General features: G+C 42.3%; 18 protein-coding genes. 11 read left to right on the plus strand and 7 right to left on the minus strand.

Going from position 1 to position 23,244, the window contains the following annotated elements; translation table 11 throughout:
- The first annotated feature begins 75 nt into the window (after positions 1 to 75).
- On the plus strand, positions 76 to 6,126 hold the full coding sequence (locus LX92_RS07215) for an alpha-2-macroglobulin family protein (protein WP_109649591.1): 6,051 nt from the start codon (positions 76 to 78) through the stop codon (positions 6,124 to 6,126).
- A gap of 416 nt (positions 6,127 to 6,542) precedes the next feature.
- Positions 6,543 to 6,923, plus strand: coding sequence for a DoxX family membrane protein (locus tag LX92_RS07220; protein ID WP_109649592.1), 381 nt, complete (start codon positions 6,543 to 6,545; stop codon positions 6,921 to 6,923).
- Between the two features lie 56 nt (positions 6,924 to 6,979).
- Here LX92_RS07220 and LX92_RS07225 read toward each other — a convergent pair whose 3' ends face one another.
- From LX92_RS07225 to LX92_RS07235, 3 genes are all read right to left on the minus strand, one after another.
- Complete coding sequence (locus LX92_RS07225; RefSeq protein ID WP_109649593.1) at positions 6,980 to 7,507, minus strand: DUF4136 domain-containing protein; 528 nt, start codon at positions 7,505 to 7,507, stop codon at positions 6,980 to 6,982.
- A 66-nt stretch (positions 7,508 to 7,573) separates the two neighbouring features.
- Positions 7,574 to 8,575, minus strand: coding sequence for a GTPase ObgE (obgE, locus tag LX92_RS07230; protein WP_109649594.1), 1,002 nt, complete (start codon positions 8,573 to 8,575; stop codon positions 7,574 to 7,576).
- Between the two features lie 124 nt (positions 8,576 to 8,699).
- Positions 8,700 to 9,806, minus strand: coding sequence for an adenylate kinase (locus LX92_RS07235; RefSeq protein WP_109649676.1), 1,107 nt, complete (start codon positions 9,804 to 9,806; stop codon positions 8,700 to 8,702).
- A 139-nt stretch (positions 9,807 to 9,945) separates the two neighbouring features.
- Between LX92_RS07235 and LX92_RS07240 the strand changes: the two genes are divergently transcribed.
- The 3 genes from LX92_RS07240 (at position 9,946) to LX92_RS07250 (ending at position 13,799) form a co-directional block, all read left to right on the plus strand.
- The gene (locus LX92_RS07240; protein WP_109649595.1) at positions 9,946 to 11,100 is read left to right on the plus strand and encodes a 5-(carboxyamino)imidazole ribonucleotide synthase; all 1,155 of its coding nucleotides are present in this window, start codon (positions 9,946 to 9,948) and stop codon (positions 11,098 to 11,100) included.
- 63 nt (positions 11,101 to 11,163) lie between these two features.
- Complete coding sequence (gene purE / locus LX92_RS07245) at positions 11,164 to 11,655, plus strand: 5-(carboxyamino)imidazole ribonucleotide mutase (RefSeq protein WP_109649596.1); 492 nt, start codon at positions 11,164 to 11,166, stop codon at positions 11,653 to 11,655.
- A gap of 128 nt (positions 11,656 to 11,783) precedes the next feature.
- Positions 11,784 to 13,799: a M3 family metallopeptidase gene (locus LX92_RS07250; protein ID WP_109649597.1), complete on the plus strand. Its 2,016-nt coding sequence runs from the start codon at positions 11,784 to 11,786 to the stop codon at positions 13,797 to 13,799.
- 156 nt (positions 13,800 to 13,955) lie between these two features.
- Here the strand turns inward: LX92_RS07250 and LX92_RS07255 are convergent, their stop codons facing one another.
- Positions 13,956 to 14,312 (minus strand): rhodanese-like domain-containing protein, encoded by a 357-nt coding sequence (locus tag LX92_RS07255; RefSeq protein ID WP_109649677.1) that lies wholly within the window; start codon positions 14,310 to 14,312, stop codon positions 13,956 to 13,958.
- Positions 14,313 to 14,384: 72 nt separating this feature from the next.
- Here LX92_RS07255 and LX92_RS07260 point away from each other — a divergent pair, with 72 nt between their 5' ends.
- Together LX92_RS07260 and LX92_RS07265 are read left to right on the plus strand one after the other, a co-directional pair.
- Positions 14,385 to 14,939 (plus strand): sigma-70 family RNA polymerase sigma factor, encoded by a 555-nt coding sequence (locus LX92_RS07260; RefSeq protein ID WP_109649598.1) that lies wholly within the window; start codon positions 14,385 to 14,387, stop codon positions 14,937 to 14,939.
- Between the two features lie 2 nt (positions 14,940 to 14,941).
- Positions 14,942 to 15,169, plus strand: a complete 228-nt coding sequence (locus LX92_RS07265; protein ID WP_109649599.1) for a hypothetical protein — start codon at positions 14,942 to 14,944, stop codon at positions 15,167 to 15,169.
- Here the strand turns inward: LX92_RS07265 and LX92_RS07270 are convergent.
- Positions 15,166 to 15,981, minus strand: a complete 816-nt coding sequence (locus LX92_RS07270) for a hypothetical protein (protein WP_223308272.1) — start codon at positions 15,979 to 15,981, stop codon at positions 15,166 to 15,168. The genes LX92_RS07265 and LX92_RS07270 overlap by 4 nt on opposite strands.
- 136 nt (positions 15,982 to 16,117) lie before the next feature.
- On the opposite strand from LX92_RS07270, the gene gcvP reads away from it, so the two are divergent.
- The 4 genes from gcvP (at position 16,118) to LX92_RS07290 (ending at position 21,721) form a co-directional block, all read left to right on the plus strand.
- Positions 16,118 to 18,973 carry an aminomethyl-transferring glycine dehydrogenase gene (gcvP, locus tag LX92_RS07275; protein WP_109649601.1) on the plus strand — a complete coding sequence of 952 codons (2,856 nt, stop codon included), beginning with the start codon at positions 16,118 to 16,120 and terminating at the stop codon, positions 18,971 to 18,973.
- 158 nt (positions 18,974 to 19,131) lie between these two features.
- The gene (locus LX92_RS07280) at positions 19,132 to 20,190 is read left to right on the plus strand and encodes a 3-oxoacyl-ACP synthase III family protein (protein ID WP_109649602.1); all 1,059 of its coding nucleotides are present in this window, start codon (positions 19,132 to 19,134) and stop codon (positions 20,188 to 20,190) included.
- Between the two features lie 129 nt (positions 20,191 to 20,319).
- Entirely contained in the window at positions 20,320 to 20,844 is a 525-nt protein-coding gene (locus LX92_RS07285; RefSeq protein WP_109649603.1) for a class I SAM-dependent methyltransferase, read from the plus strand.
- Between the two features lie 22 nt (positions 20,845 to 20,866).
- Entirely contained in the window at positions 20,867 to 21,721 is an 855-nt protein-coding gene (locus tag LX92_RS07290) for a glycosyltransferase family 2 protein (RefSeq protein WP_109649604.1), read from the plus strand.
- A 57-nt stretch (positions 21,722 to 21,778) separates the two neighbouring features.
- On the opposite strand, the gene LX92_RS07295 is transcribed toward LX92_RS07290, so the two are convergent.
- On the minus strand, positions 21,779 to 22,288 hold the full coding sequence (locus tag LX92_RS07295; RefSeq protein ID WP_109649605.1) for an OmpH family outer membrane protein: 510 nt from the start codon (positions 22,286 to 22,288) through the stop codon (positions 21,779 to 21,781).
- A gap of 45 nt (positions 22,289 to 22,333) precedes the next feature.
- Positions 22,334 to 23,167 carry an OmpH family outer membrane protein gene (locus LX92_RS07300; protein ID WP_109649606.1) on the minus strand — a complete coding sequence of 278 codons (834 nt, stop codon included), beginning with the start codon at positions 23,165 to 23,167 and terminating at the stop codon, positions 22,334 to 22,336.
- Positions 23,168 to 23,244 lie beyond the last annotated feature (77 nt).

The raw sequence follows: 23,244 nt of genomic DNA on the forward strand, positions 1-23,244 counted from the left end.
CAAAAAACCCAATCACTCATTCATTATTGTCGTTGGCATAGGTTTTGCACATCTTTGTTTACTAATTTTATGACTATGAAGCATCTCATTGTAATACTAACCGTAATCCTGTTTTCCCAAATGTCACATTCCCAAAAAAACGATGAATCGTATGAGGTGCTATGGAAGAATGTAGCCCAATTTGAAAAGGAAGCCTTGACCAAGTCTGCCCTAGGAGTGGTACAAAAGATATCGAAGAAGGCAAAAAAAGAACATAATTCCACTCAAATCGTCAAGTCGCTTCTTTATCGCTCTAAATATGCCATGACCGTGGAAGAGGATGCACAACTACAGGTCATCAATGACTTTAAGGCAGAAATCGCCCAAGCGAAATCGCCAACCAAAAATATATTGGAGGGTTATTTGGCCAATCTATATTGGAAATACTTTCAACAAAACCGCCACCAATTTTACAACAGAACCAAAACCGAGACAAAGATTGATTCGGTCGACTTCAGGACTTGGGACCTGACAACCCTCTTTGAGGAAATCAATATCCATTTTGAAAACGCATTGGCAGATCCTAAAACACTGCAACAAATCAAGGTCGGTTCCTTTACGGAAATCCTGAACAAACAAGAAGGTTCGGAGACCTTCCGCCCTACCCTTTACGATTTGCTCGCCCATACGGCGCTTCAGTTTTACAAAAGTGATGAAAACCATATAACGCGCCCCGCCGACAAATTCGAAATCAACGATCCGGAAACCCTATGTGAGGCCTATCAATTCATTAATCACCACCTGATCACGACCGACGAAACCTCTTTACAGGTCAAGGCACTCAATGTATATCAGGAGTTGACACGGTTCCATTTTGACAAACCACGGTTAGAAGCTTTGGTCATGGCCGATATCGATCGCATGGATTTCGTGTACCAGAACGCCACTTTCCCTAATAAGGAAACGTATTACGAGGAAACCTTGCAAAATTCTGCCGAACACCTAAAGCACCATAAGCTTTCCGCGCTTTACAACTATGAACTGGCCAAACTGTACAACATTCAGGGGCAAGCTTATCAGTCTAACACCAACAAGGAAAACCGTTGGAAACAGAAAGAAGCACTGAGCTTATGTGATAAGGTTATAGCCGAGTTTCCCAAAAGTATGGGAGCCGAAAAATGTAAGGCACTACGGTTACAGATTCTAGCCCCAAGCCTTTCCATTATAACGGAAAGCCATATTCCGGTGAACCTGCCTTCAAAACTATTGGTAAACTATAAAAACCTAACGGAATTACAACTGACCGCCTATGTGGTCAACAACGACCAGATCAAGGAACTAAACAATCTTTATCCGCAAAAAAAGCAATTCGACTTTATTCAAAAACTGAAACCGGCAAAAACCTGGTCGGCTCCGTTGAAAAATGAAAAAGACTACCAACAGCACAGCATAGAGGTGTTGCTTCCTCCGTTGGAAAACGGACAATACATCATCTTAGCTTCCCCAGAAAAGAAAAGCGACAAAAATTTTGCCTTCAGTCAAGTTCAAGTGACCAATATGGCCTTGACAGAAATCAGAAGCAACTCGGAACAGCGCTACCAAGTAATTGACAGAACTACGGGTAAACCGATTTCAAACGCAAAATTGACGTTTACCTATCTTAGAAATTACAACAAACCCTATCGCACCAGGACAGAGCACACCGATGAAACGGGATTTGTAACCATACCCCTAACCGATGAAAACTGGAACGATGTAAATATAAAAGTGAACTATAATGGGGAAACCGCCTTCTTTGGGGAATATTATGTAAACCATAAACAAGTAGAACACAGAATCAACAATGTTCAGAACCGCATCTTTCTGTTTACCGACCGAAGCATCTACAGACCGGGGCAACCGGTCTACTTTAAAGGGATCCTTATGGAAACTTTTGAGGAAAAATCAGAGGTTGTAGCCAACGAAACCGTAATTGTAGGTCTCCTTGACGTGAATGGCCAAAAAATATCGGACCTTGAGTTCACCACGAACGAATTCGGTTCTTTTAATGGGGAATTCATATTACCGAGCTCAGGCCTTACCGGGGAATTCCATATCGAAGCCAATACCTTCTCAAAAACGGCCCGGTACACCCAATATTTCTCCGTAGAGGAATACAAGCGCCCTAAATTCGAAACCTCGTTCAATCCGGTCGCTGAAAGCTACAAGGTAAACGATAGTATTACCGTAACCGGTGTCGCTACGGCGTATGCCGGAAGCAAAATTACCAATGCCAAAGTGAGCTACCGCGTAAAACGAGCCGTATATTTTCCTCGTTGGTTCTATTGGCACATGCCCTCGTACAACAATACTCCCCAGGAAATAGCCCATGGCGAAACAGTTACGGATGCTTCGGGCAACTACGACATCACCTTTAAAGCCATTCCGGACAATAGTGTATCCAAAGAAAACCTGCCCACCTTCAATTATGAAATTACGGCCGACGTTACCGACATCAACGGAGAGACCCATAGCACCACCACCTTTGTATCTGTAGGTTACCATTCGGTTGTTGCCCATATCAACGCACCGGAGCAATGGGACAAGATCAAAAACGAAGATCGAATACACATTTCGACCACAAATCTAAACGGACAGCCCGTTCCTTCAAAAGGAACATTGAAAATGTACAAACTACAGGCTCCCAAGCAAGTTTTGCGAGACAGGCCATGGCCAGCGCCAGACTATAAAAACTGGAGCAAGGAAGAATACCGTACCTTGTTTCCGCATGAGGCTTACGACAAAGAGGACAAAGCCGTAAACTGGAACAAAGGCAAGCTGGTCTGGCAAACCGATTTTGATACTGAGAAATCCACACAGTTCAGTATCAAAAACCTTAAAAACTATACATCGGGAAAATATATCATAGAACTCGAAACCAAGGATAAATTCGGCCAGCCTGTTCAAGAAAAGACAATAACAACGCTTATTGGCGAAAACGACAAACAACTGGCGGACAACCGCTTGTTCAATATCAAAACGGACAAAGAACGCTATAGCATTGGAGACAACGTAAAAGTGACGCTTTACTCCAATTCAGAAGACCTGACCGTAACGGTATTCGTTGAAAAAGGGAGAAAGGTTGTCGACACCCACAAAGTACATTTGGGCAAAAACTCAAAGTCAATTACCATACCCGTGACCAAAGATGATTTGGGCGGCTTCGCCATCAACTATATGTATTCTGCCTATAATTCATTTCAATCGGGCAATATTTCGGTAATCGTACCTTACCCTGAAAACCAACTTCAAATTGAAACCACCACTTTTAGGGACAAATTGCAACCGGGAACCGATGAAACCTGGTCATTTAAAATAAAAGGGCCTCAAGGCGAAAAAACATCGGCAGAACTTTTGGCCAGCATGTACGACGCCTCCTTGGATGTTTTTCGATATCATTCATGGAATTTTAATCCGCTTGCTCGCCGTTCGTATTACGCTTCCCTCTATGCCAACGCCCGTACAAGTTATGGAACAAACTCATTCCGCACCTATCTTGACACCCCCCACCATAGCTATCCTCACCAAGGATACGACTCTTTTAACTGGTTTGGGTTACAATTTGGATACAACAATTACGCCCGTAACTTCTTATCAAGAAAAATGACGAAGAGCCAGGAAGCTCCCTTAGGTATAATGGCAGAGGATTCCGAATTCGAAGGAGTTGCCGAATTATCGGCCCAAGCTCCCCAAGCGGATGAAATGGATAAGGTGACCCCAAGTCCCGCACAGGCACAACCCAATTCAAAAAACGACCCGGAAGCCGTACAAATCCGAAAAAACCTTCAGGAAACAGCCTTTTTCTTTCCTGAACTACGCACCGATAAAGAAGGTAATGTTTCTTTTAACTTCACCACGCCCGAAGCCCTTACCAAATGGAAATTGCAATTATTGGCTCATACCAAATCTTTGCAGAGTTCAGTAAGGACCCTTCAGACCGTTACCCAAAAAGAGTTGATGGTCATGCCCAACGCACCTCGCTTTCTGAGGGAAGGCGATAAGATTACCATAAGCAGTAAAATTGCGAACCTAACCGACAAGAAATTATCGGGACAAGCCAAATTGGTTCTTGTCGATGGTATTTCGGGGAAGGATATTTCCGATCGACTTTTAAATGCAAAGAACGAATATGCGTTTACGGTGGATTCCTTAGGAAACACCCAGGTGTCATGGCAATTGAAAATACCTGAAAACCTACAGGCGGTCCAATATACCGTAATAGCCAAAGCAGGGGATTTTAGCGATGGCGAACAAGGCCTACTTCCTGTATTGACCAACCGCATGCTAGTAACCGAGACCCTACCGCTATGGGTGCGCAGCAACCAGACCAAAACCTTTGTATTGGAAAAGTTAAGGGACCATACCTCAACCACCCTAAAAAACCACAAACTCACCCTTGAGGTGACTTCCAACCCAGCATGGTATGCCGTACAGGCGCTCCCCTATCTTATGGAGTACCCGTACGACTGTAACGAGCAGACCTTTGCCCGATACTACGCGAACAGTTTGGCAAGCCACATTGCAAATTCCAACAAAAGAATTAGGGAAGTGTTCGACCAATGGGCCAATTCCGATGCCCTGATCAGCAACCTTGAAAAGAACCAAGAGCTAAAATCGCTGTTGATTCAAGAAACCCCATGGCTAAGGGATGCCCAATCGGAAACGGAACAGAAAAAACGCATTGCCCTATTGTTCGATCTCAACAAAATGAAGAACGAACAGGCCAATGCCCTGAACAAACTCCAACAAAACCAAATGTCCAATGGGGCCTGGCCATGGTTCAATGGTGGGCGTGAAAACCGCTTTATCACCCAACATATAATTACCGGACTGGGTCACTTGAAAAAACTTTCCGTCGCACCCCAAGAAGAAGCCAAACAAGATGAAATGATCGCCAAGGCAGTCCACTATTTGGATGATGCGTTTGTAACAGAGTACGAACACATGAAAAAATATGCAACCAACCTCAAGGATGACCATTTAAGCCAGACGCAAATCCATTATTTGTATATGCGAAGTTTCTTTAGCCACATTAAGACTTCCAAAAAGGTAGATGGGATTATCGATTATTACCTAGGCCAAGCCAAAAAGTATTGGACAAAGAAAGGTCTCTATGCGAAAGGAATGTTGGCCCTGACCCTAAATAGAGCCGGCGACCCCTCCACTTCCAAAAAAATCCTAAGGTCTTTAAAAGAGAACAGCATCGTTTCGGAGGAACTCGGTATGTATTGGAAGGAAAATACGGCTTCATGGTACTGGTACCAAGCACCTATCGAAACACAGTCCCTCTTGATCGAGGCCTTTTCGGAGATCGAAAATGACACCACTGTGGTCGACAATCTTAAGGTTTGGTTATTAAAGAACAAACAGACCAATCAATGGAAAACGACCAAAGCCACAAGTGATGCCGTGTATGCACTATTGCTGCAAGGCGGCGATTGGCTTTCGGTTACCGAAACCGTAGATGTTCTGGTAGGCGGCAAAAAGATCGATCCTTCCATAATTGAAGACGTTTCAGTAGAAGCCGGTACGGGGTATTTTAAAACATCATGGAACACCAATGAAATCCAATCCGAAATGGGCGAAGTACAGCTTACCAAAAAAGGCGATGGTATTGCTTGGGGCGCCCTTTACTGGCAATATTTCGAGGACTTGGACAAAATAACTTCCGTTGAAACACCCTTACAACTCAAGAAAAAGTTGTTCTTAAAAAGGAATACCGACACGGGAGAGGAAATTTCGGAAATCACCAAAAGCACTCCTTTGAAAGTGGGTGACCTGGTCCGCGCACGAATCGAACTTCGTTCTGACCGAGATATGGAATTCGTTCATATGAAGGATATGCGTGCCGCCGGTTTCGAGCCTGTGAATGTAATTTCAGCTTACAAATGGCAGGATGGTTTAGGGTATTATGAAAGCACAAAAGATGCCAGTACCAACTTCTTTTTCGATTATTTACCCAAAGGGGTATATGTTTTCGAATACGACCTCAGGTTAAACAACGCTGGGGAATTCAGTAACGGAATCACAACGATCCAAAGCATGTATGCACCTGAGTTTTCAAGTCATTCCGAGGGAGTTCGGGTAACGGTTGGCAGTGGACAATGATCAGTAGGCAGAGGGCAATAATCAGTGAACAGTGAACAATGAACAGTGAACAATGAACAGTTTACAATTAGCAGTGAACAGAGGGCAGTGGACAGTAATCAGTGGGCAGTGAACAATTAACAGTGAACAATTAGCAGTAATCAGTGGGCAGTAATCAGTGAACAATGAACAATGAACAGTTTACAATTAGCAGTGAACAGAGGGCGGTGGACAGTAATCAGTGGGCAGTGAACAATTAACAGTGAACAATTAGCAGTAGGCAATGGGCAGTAGTAGGAAGTGACGGTGAAAAAATGATTATTCTTTTTTTAGGGTTGTTCGCGATTTGGGCCAAACATCCTAGGATTTAAAATATAGTTGATTCAAATCACTGATTTTCATTATCTTTAAACAGTAACAACTTAAACCCATACATTATGAACCCAAAAGTTTTTCTGGTCTTAAGGATTCTTCTTGGACTATTTGTACTAGTCTTTGGCCTCAATAAGTTTTTCAATTTCATACCTATGGACAACAGTGCCATGAGTGAAGCTGCCATGGGATATATGGGTGGTTTGGCCAGTACAAAAACTGTATACTTGGTAGGCGTTGTGGAGATTTTGGCTGGTTTGTCATTCCTCTTCAACAAATACGGTGCTTTAATGGCCCTTATATTGATGAGTGTTTCAATAAACGCTGTTCTTTTTCATGCCACCTTGGAACCAAGTACTATAATGGGATCCCTTATTCTTATTGTCCTGAACATTACCATGCTCATAGGGTACAAGAATAAGTACAGGGATTTGCTTAACGGATAAATTACAATTCCTTCTAAAGCAGGGGACTTATTAATTCCTTCAACAAAACACCTTGTTTACTTTTTGGATTTTGGCGGGTACTTGGACAATACCTTGTCCACAATTTCCTGAAGTTTAAGTTCCCGCTGGATCGGTGTGCTGTTTTCATTGAAACTGCTACTACTTACAGCTTGCCAAAACAATTGCTCTTTTTGGCTATCGATAAAATCGAAAATGATTTCGCGCTGTACTTTTGCCTGTCCGATAGGAATACCAACAGAAACACCCCCACCCACATTTCTTCCGGCTCCACCTACCCCTAATCCAACAGTATTGTTGTTTGGGGCTTGATAGATCTCACTTTGGATATTGATAAAAAAGTCAGGCTCTTCAGAAAGCAGTAACCCTTTACCTTGCATGGCCGCATCCAGAACCTTGATCAATCGTTTTTCCTCCAATGCGCCCAAACCTGTTTCTAGGTCGCCGTAATAATTGTATGTGGCATAATTGGAGAAATCGGTATCCTTTTCATAATCGGTCTGCACACGTACCGCTTGGCACGACGCAAACAAAAGGACTATTAAGAGATAGTATATACTTTTCATCGCCTTTTAATTACCTAAATGTAAAGAAAAAACAACCTTTATTTTAAGAAACAGCCTTTATTTCGATTAACTGTTGAGCATTTTCCAAAGTTTATCCTTCAACTCTTGGATACCAAATTGGGCAACGGAGGAAATGAACATATACGGTACATTGGCAAAATCCTTGTCTAACTCAATCTTCATTTCATCCATCAATTCCGTATCGAGCATATCGCATTTAGAGATGGCCACCAATCGTTCCTTGTCCAAAAGTTCAGGGTTGTATCGCCTTAACTCATCCAAAAGGATCTCATATTCCTTACTAATATCATTACTATCCGCGGGAATAAGGAATAGAAGCGTTGCATTTCGTTCAATATGCCTTAAAAAATAATGCCCAAGACCCTTCCCTTCCGCAGCACCCTCAATAATACCTGGAATATCGGCCATCACAAAACTTTGAAAATCGCGATACTCAACAATACCAAGATTGGGTTTTAACGTGGTAAACTCATAATTTGCTATTTTGGGCTTTGCTGATGTAATGGCCGCCAACAAAGTGGATTTTCCTGCATTGGGGAATCCTACCAAGCCCACATCGGCCAATAACTTCAATTCCATGGTAACATCGACCTCCTGTCCTTTTACCCCCGGTTGAGCATACCGTGGTGTTTGGTTTGTGGATGTTTTAAAATGCCAATTGCCACGACCTCCCATACCTCCTTCGACAAGTATTCTTTCTTCCCCTTCCTCAGTAATTTCGAATAGGACCTCGTCGGTTTCACTATTTTTGAAAACCGTACCTAGGGGAACATCCATGTACACATCTTCCCCATCAGCCCCGGAACTACGGTTTTTACTGCCATGTTCACCATGACCGGCCTTAAAATGATGTTTGAACTTGAAATGGACCAAGGTCCACAGATTTTTATTGCCCCGAACAATGACATGGCCACCACGACCACCATCACCACCATCAGGACCACCCTTGGTAATATATTTTTCCCGATGCAAATGCACAGACCCCTTACCTCCATTACCAGAGCTGGCATGGATCTTCACATAATCAACAAAATTGCCTTCGGTCATTTTTAAATGTATTTGTCATTAGCGCGACATGTGTTGAAACTATTTCAGCACGTCAGCAATCTATCTTCATGAAGATCAAAGTTTTTGACGATGATAGAAGAACTTAAAACAAGGTTAGGTTGCCCTACAGCTCCTCGATTACCTTACCCAAACGACGGGTAATATCCTCGATAGCACCAATACCATTAACACTATGGTATTTGCCCTGGGTTTCATAATACGCCTGCAACGGTGCCGTCTTTTGGTTGTACTCCTCAAAACGATTCCTGATCTTGGACTCGTCCTGATCATCTGTCCTACCACTGACCTTACCACGCTCCAAAAGTCGTTGTATCAATACTTCGTCGTCCGCATCGAGGGCAAGGGTAGCATCAATTCTCATTTCCTTGGTCTTTAAAAATTCATCCAAGGCTTTAGCTTGGGCTACGGTCCTTGGAAAACCATCAAAGATAAAACCACTGGCATCGGTATGTTTTTCAACCTCATCCTGCAACATTTTAATGGTCACCTCATCGGGTACCAAATCGCCCTTGTCCATATACGATTTGGCCAAATTCCCCAATTCTGTCCCGTTCTTTATGTTGTAACGGAATACATCACCGGTTGAAATATGTTTTAAATTATATTGGTCTTTAAGAAATTCAGCTTGCGTACCTTTTCCGGCACCTGGTTTGCCGAAAAGAACTAGATTGATCATATGTTTTTCATTTAATTGGTAAACTTCTCTGAGGTTACGTCCCAACTCGTCATAATCGAGCCCGTATCCCACAATAAACTTATCTGGAATATCAATACCGATATAATCTATGGCATACTCCCCATTATACACTTCGGACTTGTAGAACAAACTAGCGATTTTATACTCCTTTACATTGGTGTTGTTAAAGAGATGTATCAATTCCTTGAGTGTTCGCCCCGAGTCGATGATATCTTCCAAGATAATCACGCTCTTTCCCTCTAAATTATCCGGTGGATCCAACAGTGTCTCAACAATTCCTGTTGAGGTCAGACCTTGGTATGAACTTAATTTTATGAACGACACTTCACAGGGATGCTGATATTCCTTTAAAAAATCCGCTACGAACATAAAGGAACCGTTCAATACCCCTACAAAAACAGGCGTCTCATCCTTATAATCCGCAGCCACCTTTTGGGCAACCGATTTTACAGCCGCAAGAATCTGCGCTTCACTTAAGAATGGCTTAAAATATTTATCGTGTAGTTTTATCAATGGTTTAGGCTTTTTAGGATTGCAAAGATACCATTTTGATTTCTCTTTTTGAATCACAACCATTCAGTTTTAAGAATTCGATGTATTTTTGTTACCAATATACAACGAACATTAACCCTAACCACACGAATCGATACACATGGATTTTTTCTCATCTGACTTTAAACTGGGGATATTAGGAGGTGGCCAATTGGGTAAAATGATGTTGTACGAAACCCGGAAATTCGATATTCACACCAAAGTCATGGATGCGTCGAAAGATGCCCCGTCCAAAATAGGCTGTGACGAGTTTTTCATCGGGGACCTATTGGATTTTGATGCTGTCTACAATTTTGGAAAGAAGGTCGACGTACTTACCATCGAGATTGAGAATGTAAATACCGAGGCGCTCGAAAAGTTAGAGCATGAAGGGGTAAAGGTATATCCCCCAACATCGGCATTACGCATTATACAAAACAAGGCCAAGCAAAAGTTGTTCTATATCGATAACGATATCCCAACAGCGCCTTTTTCGCGTTTTGCCTATGCCAGTGAAATGAAGGATAGCGTTGAACACGAAAGCCTTTCTTTTCCCTTTGTTTGGAAAAGTGCCCAGTTCGGGTATGACGGACAAGGGGTGAAAATCATACGTAACATTGGTGATTTAGAAGGATTACCCCCTGGGGAATGCATTACCGAGGACATGATCCCCTTTAAGAACGAACTCGCTGTGATCGTCGCCCGGAATGTAAAAGGCGATGTGACCACCTATCCGGTTGTTGAAATGGAGTTCCATCCTGAAGCAAACCAAGTGGAATACGTTATCTGTCCAGCACGGATCGATGACAAGGTTGCCCAAAAAGCCAAGGAAATCGCGTTAAAGGTTTCCAATAGCATACAACATGTTGGCCTATTGGCTGTCGAAATGTTTCAGACCGCGGAAGACGAGATCTTGGTCAACGAGGTTGCCCCAAGACCGCATAATAGTGGCCATTACAGCATTGAAGCCAGTTACACCAATCAATTTGAACAGCATATTCGTGCCATTTTGGACCTTCCCTTGGGCAGTACCGAAAGTAAGGTAGCAGGGATAATGGTCAATCTGGTAGGTGCGGAAGGATATACCGGTGACGTGGTTTACCAAAACATTGAAGAGATTTTGAAGTTGGATGGGGTTACCCCCCACATATATGGAAAAAGACAAACAAGGCCCTTCCGAAAAATGGGACATGTGACCATTGTAAATGAGGACCTTCTGGAAGCCCGAAAAATAGCCCAACAAGTAAAAGAAACAATCAAAGTAATAGCGCGTTAAGTGCCATAATCAAATACCAACCCCTTGCAGAATGGGAATTTGGATTTAAAAATTTTGAATTTTATGAGCAAAGTAGCCATAGTTATGGGAAGCACGAGCGACCTGCCGGTAATGCAGGATGCCATTGATATCCTAAAAGGATTCGATATTGAGGTTGATGTCGATATAGTTTCGGCCCATCGTACCCCGGAAAAGCTTTTTGATTTTAGTAAAAACGCCCACAAAAACGGGATATCTGTGATTATCGCCGGTGCCGGCGGCGCAGCCCACCTACCGGGAATGGTGGCCTCCATGTCTCCCCTGCCCGTAATTGGGGTACCCGTTAAAAGCAGCAATTCGATAGATGGGTGGGATTCCGTTCTTTCGATCCTTCAGATGCCAGGAGGTGTCCCCGTAGCCACCGTAGCCTTGAACGGAGCCAAGAATGCAGGTATCCTCGCGGCTCAAATCATTGGTAGTTCGGACAAATGCGTACTCGATAAGATTATTCTTTACAAAGAAGGCCTGAAACAAAAGGTAATCGAAGGTGCTAAAGAAGTAAAGAAGATTAAGTAAAAACACACAAAGGAAATCAGGAATAGATAAAAATCCAATTTCCACATTAGTATCCAATCCATTTCCCTTTTACCCTAGGCCTTAGACCGAAAAAATAATTACACAAATCCATTATCACATAAAATATAATGAACCCATTACTTACCCCCTTTGATACCGCACCCTTTTCCAAAATAAAAAACGAACATTTTAAGCCTGCCTTTTTACAAGCAATCGAAGATGCCCGGGCAGAAATTGATGCGATAACAGTGAATACCGCTGCGCCAACTTTTGAAAATACCATTGAGGCATTGGAGTTTTCAGGACAGCAATTGGATAGGGTCTCAAGTGTGTTCTTCAATTTAAATTCGGCAGAGACGAATGAGGAAATCCAAAAAATAGCTCAGGAAGTATCCCCTTTACTATCCGAATTCAGCAATGACATCACGTTAAACGAAGCACTTTTCAAGAGAATAAAGTCCGTTTACGAACAAAAAGACCAACTTGACCTCACGGTTGAACAAGATACGTTACTCGACAAAAAGTACAAAAGCTTTAGTCGTAATGGGGCCAATTTACCTGAAGATAAAAAGCAACGCTTACGCGAGATAGACACTGAACTCTCCAAACTCAAATTAAAATTTGGAGAAAACGTTTTGGCCGAGACCAACTCCTTCGAAATGCATCTCACCGATGAAAATGATCTGGACGGATTACCGGAAGGCGAAAAGGAGGCCGCTGCACAGATGGCCAAGTCAAAAAACAAAGAAGGTTGGTTGGTAACCCTGGACTATCCGAGCTATATTCCATTTATGAAATATGCCAAGAACAGGGAACTCCGCAAAAAACTTTTCTTGGCATTTGGCAGTAAGGCTTTTCACAATAACGAATTTGACAATCAGGAAAACGTACTCATGATCGCCAATCTGCGTCATGAAAGGGCAGTCCTTTTAGGTTACCCATCACATGCCCATTTTGTTTTGGAAGAACGTATGGCCGAAACACCTGATAAGGTTTATGTTTTTTTAAATGAACTTTTGGTCAAGGCAAAACCCGCAGCGGAAAGGGAGTATAAGCAATTGGAAGATTTCGCCAAGGAATTGGACGGTATAGACCAGTTGCAGAAATGGGATGGTTCATACTATGCCGAAAAATTGAAACAGAAGCTTTTTGACCTTGATGACGAAAAATTAAAGCCCTATTTCAAGTTGGAAAATGTCATAGCCGGGGTTTTCAAGGTTGCCGAAAAATTGTTCGGATTGCATTTTACCGAAGTGTTTGACATTGACACGTACCACGACGAGGTAAAAACATACCGCGTAACCGATGATAAGAACAACCTTGTTTCCCTGTTTTATGCCGATTTTCACCCCAGGGCCGGCAAGCGTGGTGGCGCATGGATGACCTCCTTTAAGCCCCAATATGTAAAAGACGGTGAAAATATTCGTCCACATATCTCCAACGTGTGCAATTTCACCCGTTCAACACCGAGCAAGCCCTCCTTATTGACCTTTAATGAAGTTACCACCTTATTCCACGAATTTGGCCATGGTCTACACGGCATGCTCGCCAACACGACATATCCAAGCCTTTCGGGGACTTCGGTATATTGGGATTTTGTAGAACTTCCTAGTCAGATTATGGAAAATTGGTGTTATGAGAAAGAAGCCTTGGAGCTTTTCGCCACCCATTACGAAACCGGTGAAACCATACCTATGGAATTGATAAGTAAAATAAAGGAATCCGCTACTTTCCACGAAGGCATGGCCACTTTGCGCCAATTGAGTTTTGGATTTTTGGATATGTCTTGGCACGGTGCCGACCCTTCGAACATCAAAGATGTAAAAGCCCACGAAACCAAAGCCTTCGATGGTACCCAACTCTACCCCGATACTATTGAAACCTGTATGAGTACAGCCTTCTCACATATTTTCCAAGGCGGTTATTCCTCCGGGTATTACAGCTATAAGTGGGCCGAGGTCTTAGATGCCGATGCCTTTGCCTATTTTAAGGAAAAAGGAATCTTCAATAAAGAGGTTGCCACAAAATTCAAGGAACATGTCCTATCCAAAGGGGGCACTGAAAAACCCATGGTTTTATACAAACGTTTTAGGGGTGCCGAACCAAAGGTTGAAGCCCTATTAAAGAGAGCTGGATTATTATAAACCGAAATTGAAATACCGTTCCCCGGGACATGGAAAACGAGTAGCCCATTAGTAACAGGATGGCCTAAAAAACTGTCTGTAGTATGGAAGAAAGCCACAATTGGGAAAATCCTTGATTGTGGCTTTCTTCCTTTTCCGATATCGTGCGACAAAAGGCTATTGCTGCGCTTCCTTATACGCCACGTACCCTCCTTTAAGGCTATATACCCGTTTGTACCCTAATGAATCCAAATATCTTGTGGCATCAGCACTGCGTTTACCACTACGGCAATACAGGTAAATAGTTTTATCCTTATCGATTGTTTCGAACCCTAGCTTAAAATCATCGCTCTTCCAATCAATATTCATGGCATTTACCAAATGCCCATCGTTATACTCCTTAGGTGTTCTAACATCTACCAATAAAATGGTATCCAATTCCGCCTGGGGAACTTCCGTTATATGCTTTTCCTTGATTTGTGAACAGCTTACGCCCACAAATAACACAATACTCATCAATAAAACTATTCTCATACTGGGATCTCTTTTTTCAAAAATAGGTATAATCATTAAATTTAATTTATTTTTGATGGCAGCAACAAATTCATGACAGACCACCAATTACATCCCGAAACTTGGGTAGACAGATACGCTGACTATCTTTTCAACTATGCCGTGACCCGGGTCAGTGATGCGGAAATTGCAAAAGACCTGGTACAGGAAACCTTTTTTGCCGGTTTAAAATCAGCTACCAATTACAAAGGTACCGCTGCCGAACGTACCTGGCTTATTGCCATTCTTAAAAGAAAGGTAATCGATTATTATCGAAAAATCAATTCAAATAAAGGCAAAGCTGAAGTGCGCATGGGCTATAGCAGTCAAATGGACGCGGATGGTGATTGGCTCGAAGAACAGGTTGCCGACCCTTTAAGCATTCTTGAAAACGATGATATCGAAAACGAGGAATTAGGCTTGGCGATCCAGGAGTGTATTTCAAAATTGCCCAAAAAACAATCCTTGGTGTTCACCCTGAAAACGATTCAAGGTATGGATACGGAAGATATTTGTAAAGAACTGGACATAAACCCGTCTAATCTTTGGGTGATGATCCATAGGGCCAGAACCGCTTTGATGGACTGTCTTAACAAAAATTGGTTTTAACTATGATATCGTGCGAAGAAGCAGCTATTATCTGCAACAAGGAACAATATAAGGAGGCAACTTTTACCGAAAAGTTTAAGTTGATCATACATCTTTTCTTTTGTAAAACCTGCTCCAAATTCTCTAAAAAAAACTCCGAACTCACATCACTCTGCGACAAGGCCCATTTACACGCATTACCTGAAAAGGACAAGGTGAAAATGAAAAAGGAAATCAACGAAAAGATTTAGAACAAGTACACCAATACCCAAATAAGTCCGCACCAAAATAGAGGAATGGCCTCCACCCAAAAAGAAGAAAAATATTTGGACTGATTCCGTTTGGTCACGAACATGAGTCCACCCAAGACCAAAAAAAGCACCCCCTTTGCAATCAGTTCGCTTTCTGAGATCACATCCTTGAAATACGTCAGGATAAAAAACATAAGTACCAAAAAGGCTCCGAACACCTTCGTTCGCATTACCCCGATGCGCTGAGGAATCGTCTTCAATTCAGGTTCGTCATAGGCCAAATCCCTAATCTCAAACGGAATCAACAACACCAATACCAAAAGTATACGTTGCACGACCTCGACCCAAACGTCCCAAACCAAAACCTTATGTGTCCCGACCATGGGCAAAACAACCGTAATTCCAGACCATACCAAGGCAACTACCAATATCTTAAGTCCACCAAGACTTCTTAAATTACGGGCCCTTGGCAATACCGGCAAAGCGTAAAAACCGGTCAAGGCAGCCAATATGGACAGAATCAACCAGGTATCCATACTTAAAAACCAACCGTGGTAACAGGTAAGCGCAAAACAAACAAAACTGAAAAATTGGATGTTTTTATGGTATCTGTTTCCTACCAACAAATACTTTTTGGCCTCAACCCCGTATTTAATGAAATTATAATTGACAATGGTACCAAAAAAAACAAAATACATGAGGTGACCATCCAATTCGACATTAAAAAAAAAGGTCGTGACCTTTACCAATGATACTACAGCCAAAGCTACATGTATACTAGCATCCAGATAAAAATCGAACAGTCGCTTCATGAAGTTCATCGGGTAAAAATAACCAAACTGTTTATAACCCTTTGATTTCGTTAAAAACTTTAGTCCATTAGACCAACAATACGCTTAATTTAAAAGGATTAAATTCCTAAGTTTGCCCTTCAAAATACTGCTGATTATGAGAACAGATTTGTTTGCTTCACGCCACATTGGAATCAATGAAGGAGACCTTCAAGAAATGCTTAAAACCGTTAAGGCCGAAAGTTTAGATCAAATAATCGACGAAACCATTCCTTCGGACATTCGATTGGCCCAACCCCTTCAGTTATCCAAGGCGATGAGCGAGCATGGATTCCTATCGCACATCAAAGCATTATCCTCAAAAAACAAACTATTCAAATCGTATATAGGTCTTGGTTATCACGAGTCCATCACACCTTCAGTCATTCTGAGGAATATCTTGGAAAACCCAGGGTGGTACACGGCTTATACCCCATACCAGGCCGAAATCGCACAAGGCAGGTTGGAAGCTCTTTTAAACTTTCAGACCGTCATTGCCGATCTCACCGGAATGGAACTGGCAAATGCATCACTTTTGGATGAAAGCACCGCTGCAGCCGAAGCCATGTCCATGTTATTCGACGTTCGTACCAGAGCCCAAAAGAAAGACAATGTCGTTAAATTCTTTGTATCCGAGGAAGTCTTACCACAGACCATATCCTTGTTACAAACACGATCTAATCCGTTGGGCATCGAGTTGGTCATTGGCAATCATGGGCAATTTGAATTTGGATCGGACTTTTTCGGGGCATTATTGCAATACCCCGGTAAATACGGACAGGTTTATGATTATTCCACTTTTGTGGCAAAGGCCAAGGAAAACGAAATAAAAGTAGCGGTTGCCGCCGATATCCTAAGCTTGGTCCTTTTGACCCCTCCCGGGGAATTCGGGGCTGACGTGGTCGTAGGCACCACCCAACGTTTTGGGATCCCTTTGGGCTATGGCGGTCCACATGCAGCCTTCTTTGCCACTAAGGAGGCGTATAAAAGAAATATACCCGGAAGGATCATTGGCCTGACCAAAGACGCCGATGGACAGCCTGCCTTGCGAATGGCGCTACAAACAAGGGAACAACACATAAAACGCGATAAGGCAACCTCCAACATCTGTACCGCTCAGGTACTTTTGGCGGTCATGGCCGGAATGTACGCTGTATATCACGGTCCAAAGGGATTAAAATATATCGCAACCAAAGTGCACAACCATGCAAAAACCCTACACCAAGGTCTTTTGCAATTAGGTTTTGAATCATTGAACACAGCGTTTTTCGATACGCTTAAAATCAATGTTACCGATTCCGATAAGCTTCGGGCAATAGCTGAAGACAAAGGCATCAATTTCAATTATATCGACAAGGGCACTGTATCCATCTCAATACATGAAGCAACGGATGAACAAGATCTGAATTCCATTTTCACTTGTTTTGCACAACTAAAAGACCAGAAGGAAAGCCTTTCTTTTTCCGAACCATTTGACGAAGTGATTCCCATCGCACTTTCGCGAAAAAGCACTTTCTTGGATAATGAGGTCTTCAACAAGTATCATTCTGAGACAGAACTGATGCGCTACATCAAGAAATTGGAGCGCAAAGACCTATCGTTAAACCATTCTATGATCTCGTTGGGTTCCTGTACCATGAAATTGAATGCCGCCAGTGAAATGCTGCCCCTAAGCTGGGCAGAATGGGGCAACATACATCCCTTTGTTCCTTTGGACCAAGCCCAAGGCTACCAAGAAGTTCTTCACGAATTGGAAAAAGACCTATCGACAATCACAGGTTTCGCAGCCACCTCGATACAACCTAATTCCGGTGCCCAAGGTGAATATACCGGATTAATGGTCATTCGGGCCTACCACAAGTCCCAAAAAGAAGACCACCGTAATATTTGCCTAATCCCTGCATCGGCCCACGGTACGAATCCAGCATCGGCGGTCATGGCAGGCATGAAAGTGATTGTAACCAAAACCGATGAAAAAGGGAATATCGATATTGTGGATCTAGAGGAGAAAGCCAAATTGCATTCTGAAAACCTAGCCGCATTGATGGTTACCTATCCATCTACACATGGGGTTTTCGAATCATCGATAAAACACATCACCAAGATCATTCATGACCATGGAGGGCAGGTATATATGGATGGCGCCAATATGAACGCCCAAGTAGGACTCACCAATCCAGCCACTATCGGTGCGGATGTATGCCACTTGAACCTTCACAAAACCTTTGCCATTCCCCATGGAGGTGGTGGTCCCGGTGTGGGCCCTATATGTGTGGCCGAACAACTGGTGCCTTTCCTACCCGGCAACCCATTGGTTAAGACCGGTGGAAGCCATGCGATTACCGCCATCTCAGGAGCCCCTTGGGGTAGCTCGTTAGTTTGCTTGATTTCCTATGGATACATAAAAATGCTAGGGGAACAGGGGTTGACAAACAGCACTAAAATAGCCATACTTAACGCCAACTACATTAAGGAACGACTAAGCGGCAGGTTTGATGTTCTTTATACTGGGGAAAATGGTCGTGCAGCCCATGAAATGATCATTGACTGTCGTCCGTTCAAGCAAAACGGCATTGAAGTGACCGATATCGCCAAGCGTCTTATGGACTATGGATTTCATGCTCCCACCGTTTCCTTCCCGGTTGCAGGTACGTTGATGATCGAACCTACCGAGAGTGAAAGTAAAACCGAATTGGATCGTTTTTGTGATGCCTTACTGGCCATTCGCAATGAAATAGATTTGGCCGTGGAAAACCCCGAAAACAACCCCTTAAAAAATGCCCCCCATACCATGTCGATGCTAACAAGTGATGATTGGGCATTTCCATATAGCCGACAAGAAGCGGCTTTTCCGTTACCCTATGTTTCGGACAATAAGTTTTGGCCAACGGTAAGAAGGGTTGATGATGCCTATGGAGATCGTAATCTTATTTGCAGTTGTACACCCATTGAAGCCTATATTGAATCAGAATAACATTATAAACCCCCGTAAACAGATGCCTTTTTGTTAATCTTTAATACATTTGTTTATTAATTTATTTATATCAAATAATCTTGAACATCGTATTGTTACCCCATTTTATTCCCCTCGAAATTTAGGGATTGGGTAATTTGCGTAAAATTTTATCAATAATGAGCATAGCCATTACCGGAACAGGGTCTTTTAGACCATCCATCATCATTGAAAACTCATATTTCGAAAAAAACACTTTCTTGAATAGCGATGGGACGGTCATCGAAGGCCCGAACGAAGTCATCATAGAAAAATTCAAATCAATTACAGGTATTGAACAAAGACGCTACGCAAAAAAAGAGTTGAAAACCTCTGACTTAGGTCATTTAGCGGCAGCAAAAGCTATTGAAAATGCCGGTATTGATAAAGAAACATTGGACTACATCATATTTGCCCATAACTTCGGCGATCTGTCCGTAGGCCAGATCCAAGGCGACACCCTTCCAAGTCTCGCCACACGTGTAAAGCATAAATTGGATATCAAAAATCCAAAATGTGTGGCTTATGATATGCTTTTTGGTTGTCCCGGATGGATCGAAGGTGTTATACAGGCCAACGCATTCATTAAAGCGGGAATGGCAAAAAAATGTTTGGTCATTGGTGCCGACACCCTTTCAAGGGTGGTCGATGATTATGACCGTGACACCATGCTATATTCAGATGGCGCGGGTGCCGCAATTATAGAGGAGACTGAAGGCAAGGGACAATTCCTGAACTTTGAAACGGCTACTTATGCCAATGACGAGGCCTTCTATTTGTTTTTTGGCAAATCGTATAACAAGGACCTTAAGGAAGATAGACGTTACATAAAAATGTACGGTCGAAAAATTTATGAGTTTGCCATATCCCATGTACCCCAAGCGATGAAAGAATGCTTGGATAAAACTGGAAGGGATATTTCCGAAGTCAAAAAAATATTCATACACCAGGCCAACGAAAAAATGGATGAGGCCATTGTAAAAAGGTTCTATAGACAATATAAACTTAAACCCCCAACAGATATTATGCCAATGACCATTGGTAGATTGGGAAACAGTTCCGTTGCCACGATACCCACCCTGTATGACAAAGTAAGAAAAGGGAACATTGAAGGCCACAGTATCAAAAAAGGTGATGTGGTACTCTTTGCCAGTGTGGGTGCCGGCATGAACATCAATGCCATGGTATACGAAGTTTAAAATTCGCACACATCCCAAATAAAGAATTGCAGAGGTATATGGTTATGCCTCTGCATATTTTTTTAACTTCGTACTTACTATAGAATGACCAACCTTTTATTAGGGGCATCAAAATAACGCTTAGTTTAGATGTACGAAAAAACATTTCCCAATAAACGATTCGAAAAAACCCTTTCTTTTTTAGAAAAGCACATTACTACCCAAGAAACGATTTTAGACTTAGGGGTTGAAAATCCTTTTTCCAAGATCATGAAAGAACATGGATATACGGTCAGTAATACCAAAGGAGAGGATTTAGACCTGGATTTCGAGACAATAACCCAAAGTAAGACCGATGTCGTCACGGCCTTTGAGATTTTTGAACATCTTATCGCCCCATTCAACGTACTGCGTGAAATAAAGGCCGACAAACTTGTTGCCAGTATTCCATTGCGATTATGGTTCTCCCCCGCTTACCAAAGCAAAACCGATCCCTGGGACAGGCATTATCACGAATTCGAGGATTGGCAATTCGATTGGCTATTGGAAAAGGCCGGATGGAAAATCATTGACAGGGACAAATGGACGAATCCCGTTAAAAAAATCGGTTTTAGACCCCTCTTACGAAGCTTTACCCCAAGATATTATATCGTTTATGCCGAAAGGATAAGATAGGCAGAGCATAAAAAACACTAAATTGAAGTATTACATTGTTATACCGGCGCATAACGAAGAGGCCTTTTTAGAGGAAACCCTAAGGTCTTTGTCCGCACAAACCCTACCACCCAAAAAGGTTATCATCGTCAATGACAATTCCTCCGATGGCACTGAAAAGATCATTGACGCTTTCTGCAACAAGCACAACACCTACCTAAAACTAAATACGAGCTCGTCTAAGGAACATCTTCCAGGCAGTAAGGTAATCAATGCTTTTCGCAAAGGATTGGCGCTCTTAGACGATGAATATGATTTTATCGTTAAGCTCGATGCCGATCTGATCCTTCCTAAAAACTACTTTGAATCCATAGCCTCGGTTTTCAACGAAAACAAAAATATCGGTTTAGCCGGTGGGTTCGTTTATGAGCTCGATTCAAACAACGAATGGACACTGAACCACCCCATGAACAAAAAGCACGTAAGAGGCGCTTTTAAAGCCTATACAAAGGAGTGTTTCAAAAGTATCGACGGACTCAGAAATGCTATGGGTTGGGATACTGTGGATGAATTATTGGCACAATACCACGGTTTTGAGATCAAGACCTTGGATGAATTAAGGGTAAAACATTTACGACCCACAGGGAAAGCCTATAATGCAAAAGCGAAGTTGATGCAGGGCGAAGCCATGTACGCCATGGATTATGGATTCTTACTGACATCCATAGCCTCCTTAAAAATGGCTTTAAAACAGAAAAACACAAAAACCTTTTACCATAACATGAAGGGCTTTTTCAAAGCCAAGGCAAGCAATCTTCAAAAAATGGTCTCCCCGGAAGAAGGAAAGTTCATTCGCAAGCTCCGATGGAAAGGCATTAAGGGTAAAATCATTGCCTAAAAAAAAACATCCTAACAATAATGCTAGGATGTTTTTTTAATATTCTTTTTTCGAGAACTAGAAGCCCAATTCCTTTTTAACCTCAGGAAGAAGGTCTTTACCTTTCGCTACTATCAATCCACCACCGGCTTGGGCATCGATAACGTAATCGAAACCTTGTGCTGCCGCTACCTTTTCAATAGCTGCTTTTGCTTTTTCGGAGATTGGAGCAAACAATTCGGCTTGCTTCTTTTGAAGTTCTTGTTGGGCATTTTGTTGTGCCTCACCAATGTTTTTCTCGAACACTTGCAATTCTTGTGCCCTTTTTTGGTTTTCCTCTTCAGATTTAGAGGCAGACTCATTTGAATACTGAGTGTATTTGTTTTTCAACTCTGTCATAGAGCTCTCGATATCGGCCCTATAGGTTTCTTGAAGCTTTTTTAATTCGGCTTCGGCTGATTTCATTTCAGGCATTTGGGACAAAAGCTGGGTTACATCAATATGGGCAACTTTACTTTGTGCTTGTACAAAACTTGTTGCCGCAACGAACAAAACCAAGGCAACTACTATTTTCTTTACTTCTTTCATGATTTCCAATTAAAATATTTGAGTATTAATTTAAGTTAATGATTCTTATTTGTTATTTGTATCTTCTTTTTCAATTTCATTTTCCCGTTCTTCAATCTTGGCCTTCTTTTTGGCTTCCCTTTCCTCTAGGAGTTTCTTCCTTCTTTCGTCATATGCCTTTTTACGCTCTTCCCGAATCTTCAATTGTTCCGCCCTTTTTTCCTCAGCGGTCTTTGTTCGGGCCTCTTCTGCCTGTTTGGCCATCGCTTTTCGCTCTAGCAAGGCATCACTCATCTCCTCTTCCTGCACGTCCCCACCTTCAAAGTCGGACAACCTATTCTTGGCATTTGCTTTCTTCGGTTTACTTATTTTTCTGGTCCTAGCGATACCCCGCAATACCAGATCACTGATATCATGTCTTTTTTCGGAATACAACATTACAACATCCGCAGATTTATCAAAAATAAAATCATACTTTTTATTGGCCCCGATTTTTTGTACCTCATTAAAAACCTGATCTTGAATCGGCTGGATCAATTGTCGCTTTTGCATGACCAAATCACCCTGCGGACCAAAACGATCTTGTTGGTATTCGATCATCTCCTTTTCAAGAATCTGTATCTCCTCTTCCCGCTCAGCAATCAACTCATTGGTCAACAGCACTTTTTCAGCCATTAGATCCTTCTTCATTTGCTCAACAACGCTTTGTTTTTGCTCAATCTCAACTTTCCATTTTTGGACCTTATTTTCCAATTGGGCAGTAGCATCACGATATTCCTCAACATTTTCCAGTATGTACTCCATATCCACATAAGCCATTCGAACACCCCGTTGGGCAAACGAATGCAATGTGCAAAACATCAAGAATACGACTATAAGAACTTTTGTTTTTGGTTTCATTTTTGATTCCGCTTTAATACATAGAAAATATCGTGCCAAAAATACTAAAACTTTTAAAATGAATGGTTTAGCTTATG

This window comes from Maribacter polysiphoniae (genome assembly GCF_003148665.1).
Classification (GTDB): domain Bacteria; phylum Bacteroidota; class Bacteroidia; order Flavobacteriales; family Flavobacteriaceae; genus Maribacter_A; species Maribacter_A polysiphoniae.

Excerpts from the sequence above, each read along its gene's own strand:
- obgE (WP_109649594.1), bottom strand. The coding sequence starts at position 8,575 with ATGACCGAAGGCAATTTTGTTGATTATGTGAAGATCCATGCCAGCTCT.
- gcvP (WP_109649601.1), top strand. The coding sequence starts at position 16,118 with ATGAGAACAGATTTGTTTGCTTCACGCCACATTGGAATCAATGAAGGA.
- LX92_RS07300 (WP_109649606.1), bottom strand. The coding sequence starts at position 23,167 with ATGAAACCAAAAACAAAAGTTCTTATAGTCGTATTCTTGATGTTTTGC.
- LX92_RS07255 (WP_109649677.1), bottom strand. The coding sequence starts at position 14,312 with ATGAGAATAGTTTTATTGATGAGTATTGTGTTATTTGTGGGCGTAAGC.
- LX92_RS07270 (WP_223308272.1), bottom strand. The coding sequence starts at position 15,981 with ATGAAGCGACTGTTCGATTTTTATCTGGATGCTAGTATACATGTAGCT.
- LX92_RS07215 (WP_109649591.1), top strand. The coding sequence starts at position 76 with ATGAAGCATCTCATTGTAATACTAACCGTAATCCTGTTTTCCCAAATG.
- LX92_RS07225 (WP_109649593.1), bottom strand. The coding sequence starts at position 7,507 with ATGAAAAGTATATACTATCTCTTAATAGTCCTTTTGTTTGCGTCGTGC.
- LX92_RS07295 (WP_109649605.1), bottom strand. The coding sequence starts at position 22,288 with ATGAAAGAAGTAAAGAAAATAGTAGTTGCCTTGGTTTTGTTCGTTGCG.
- LX92_RS07220 (WP_109649592.1), top strand. The coding sequence starts at position 6,543 with ATGAACCCAAAAGTTTTTCTGGTCTTAAGGATTCTTCTTGGACTATTT.
- LX92_RS07265 (WP_109649599.1), top strand. The coding sequence starts at position 14,942 with ATGATATCGTGCGAAGAAGCAGCTATTATCTGCAACAAGGAACAATAT.
- LX92_RS07260 (WP_109649598.1), top strand. The coding sequence starts at position 14,385 with ATGACAGACCACCAATTACATCCCGAAACTTGGGTAGACAGATACGCT.
- purE (WP_109649596.1), top strand. The coding sequence starts at position 11,164 with ATGAGCAAAGTAGCCATAGTTATGGGAAGCACGAGCGACCTGCCGGTA.
- LX92_RS07240 (WP_109649595.1), top strand. The coding sequence starts at position 9,946 with ATGGATTTTTTCTCATCTGACTTTAAACTGGGGATATTAGGAGGTGGC.
- LX92_RS07280 (WP_109649602.1), top strand. The coding sequence starts at position 19,132 with ATGAGCATAGCCATTACCGGAACAGGGTCTTTTAGACCATCCATCATC.
- LX92_RS07285 (WP_109649603.1), top strand. The coding sequence starts at position 20,320 with ATGTACGAAAAAACATTTCCCAATAAACGATTCGAAAAAACCCTTTCT.
- LX92_RS07250 (WP_109649597.1), top strand. The coding sequence starts at position 11,784 with ATGAACCCATTACTTACCCCCTTTGATACCGCACCCTTTTCCAAAATA.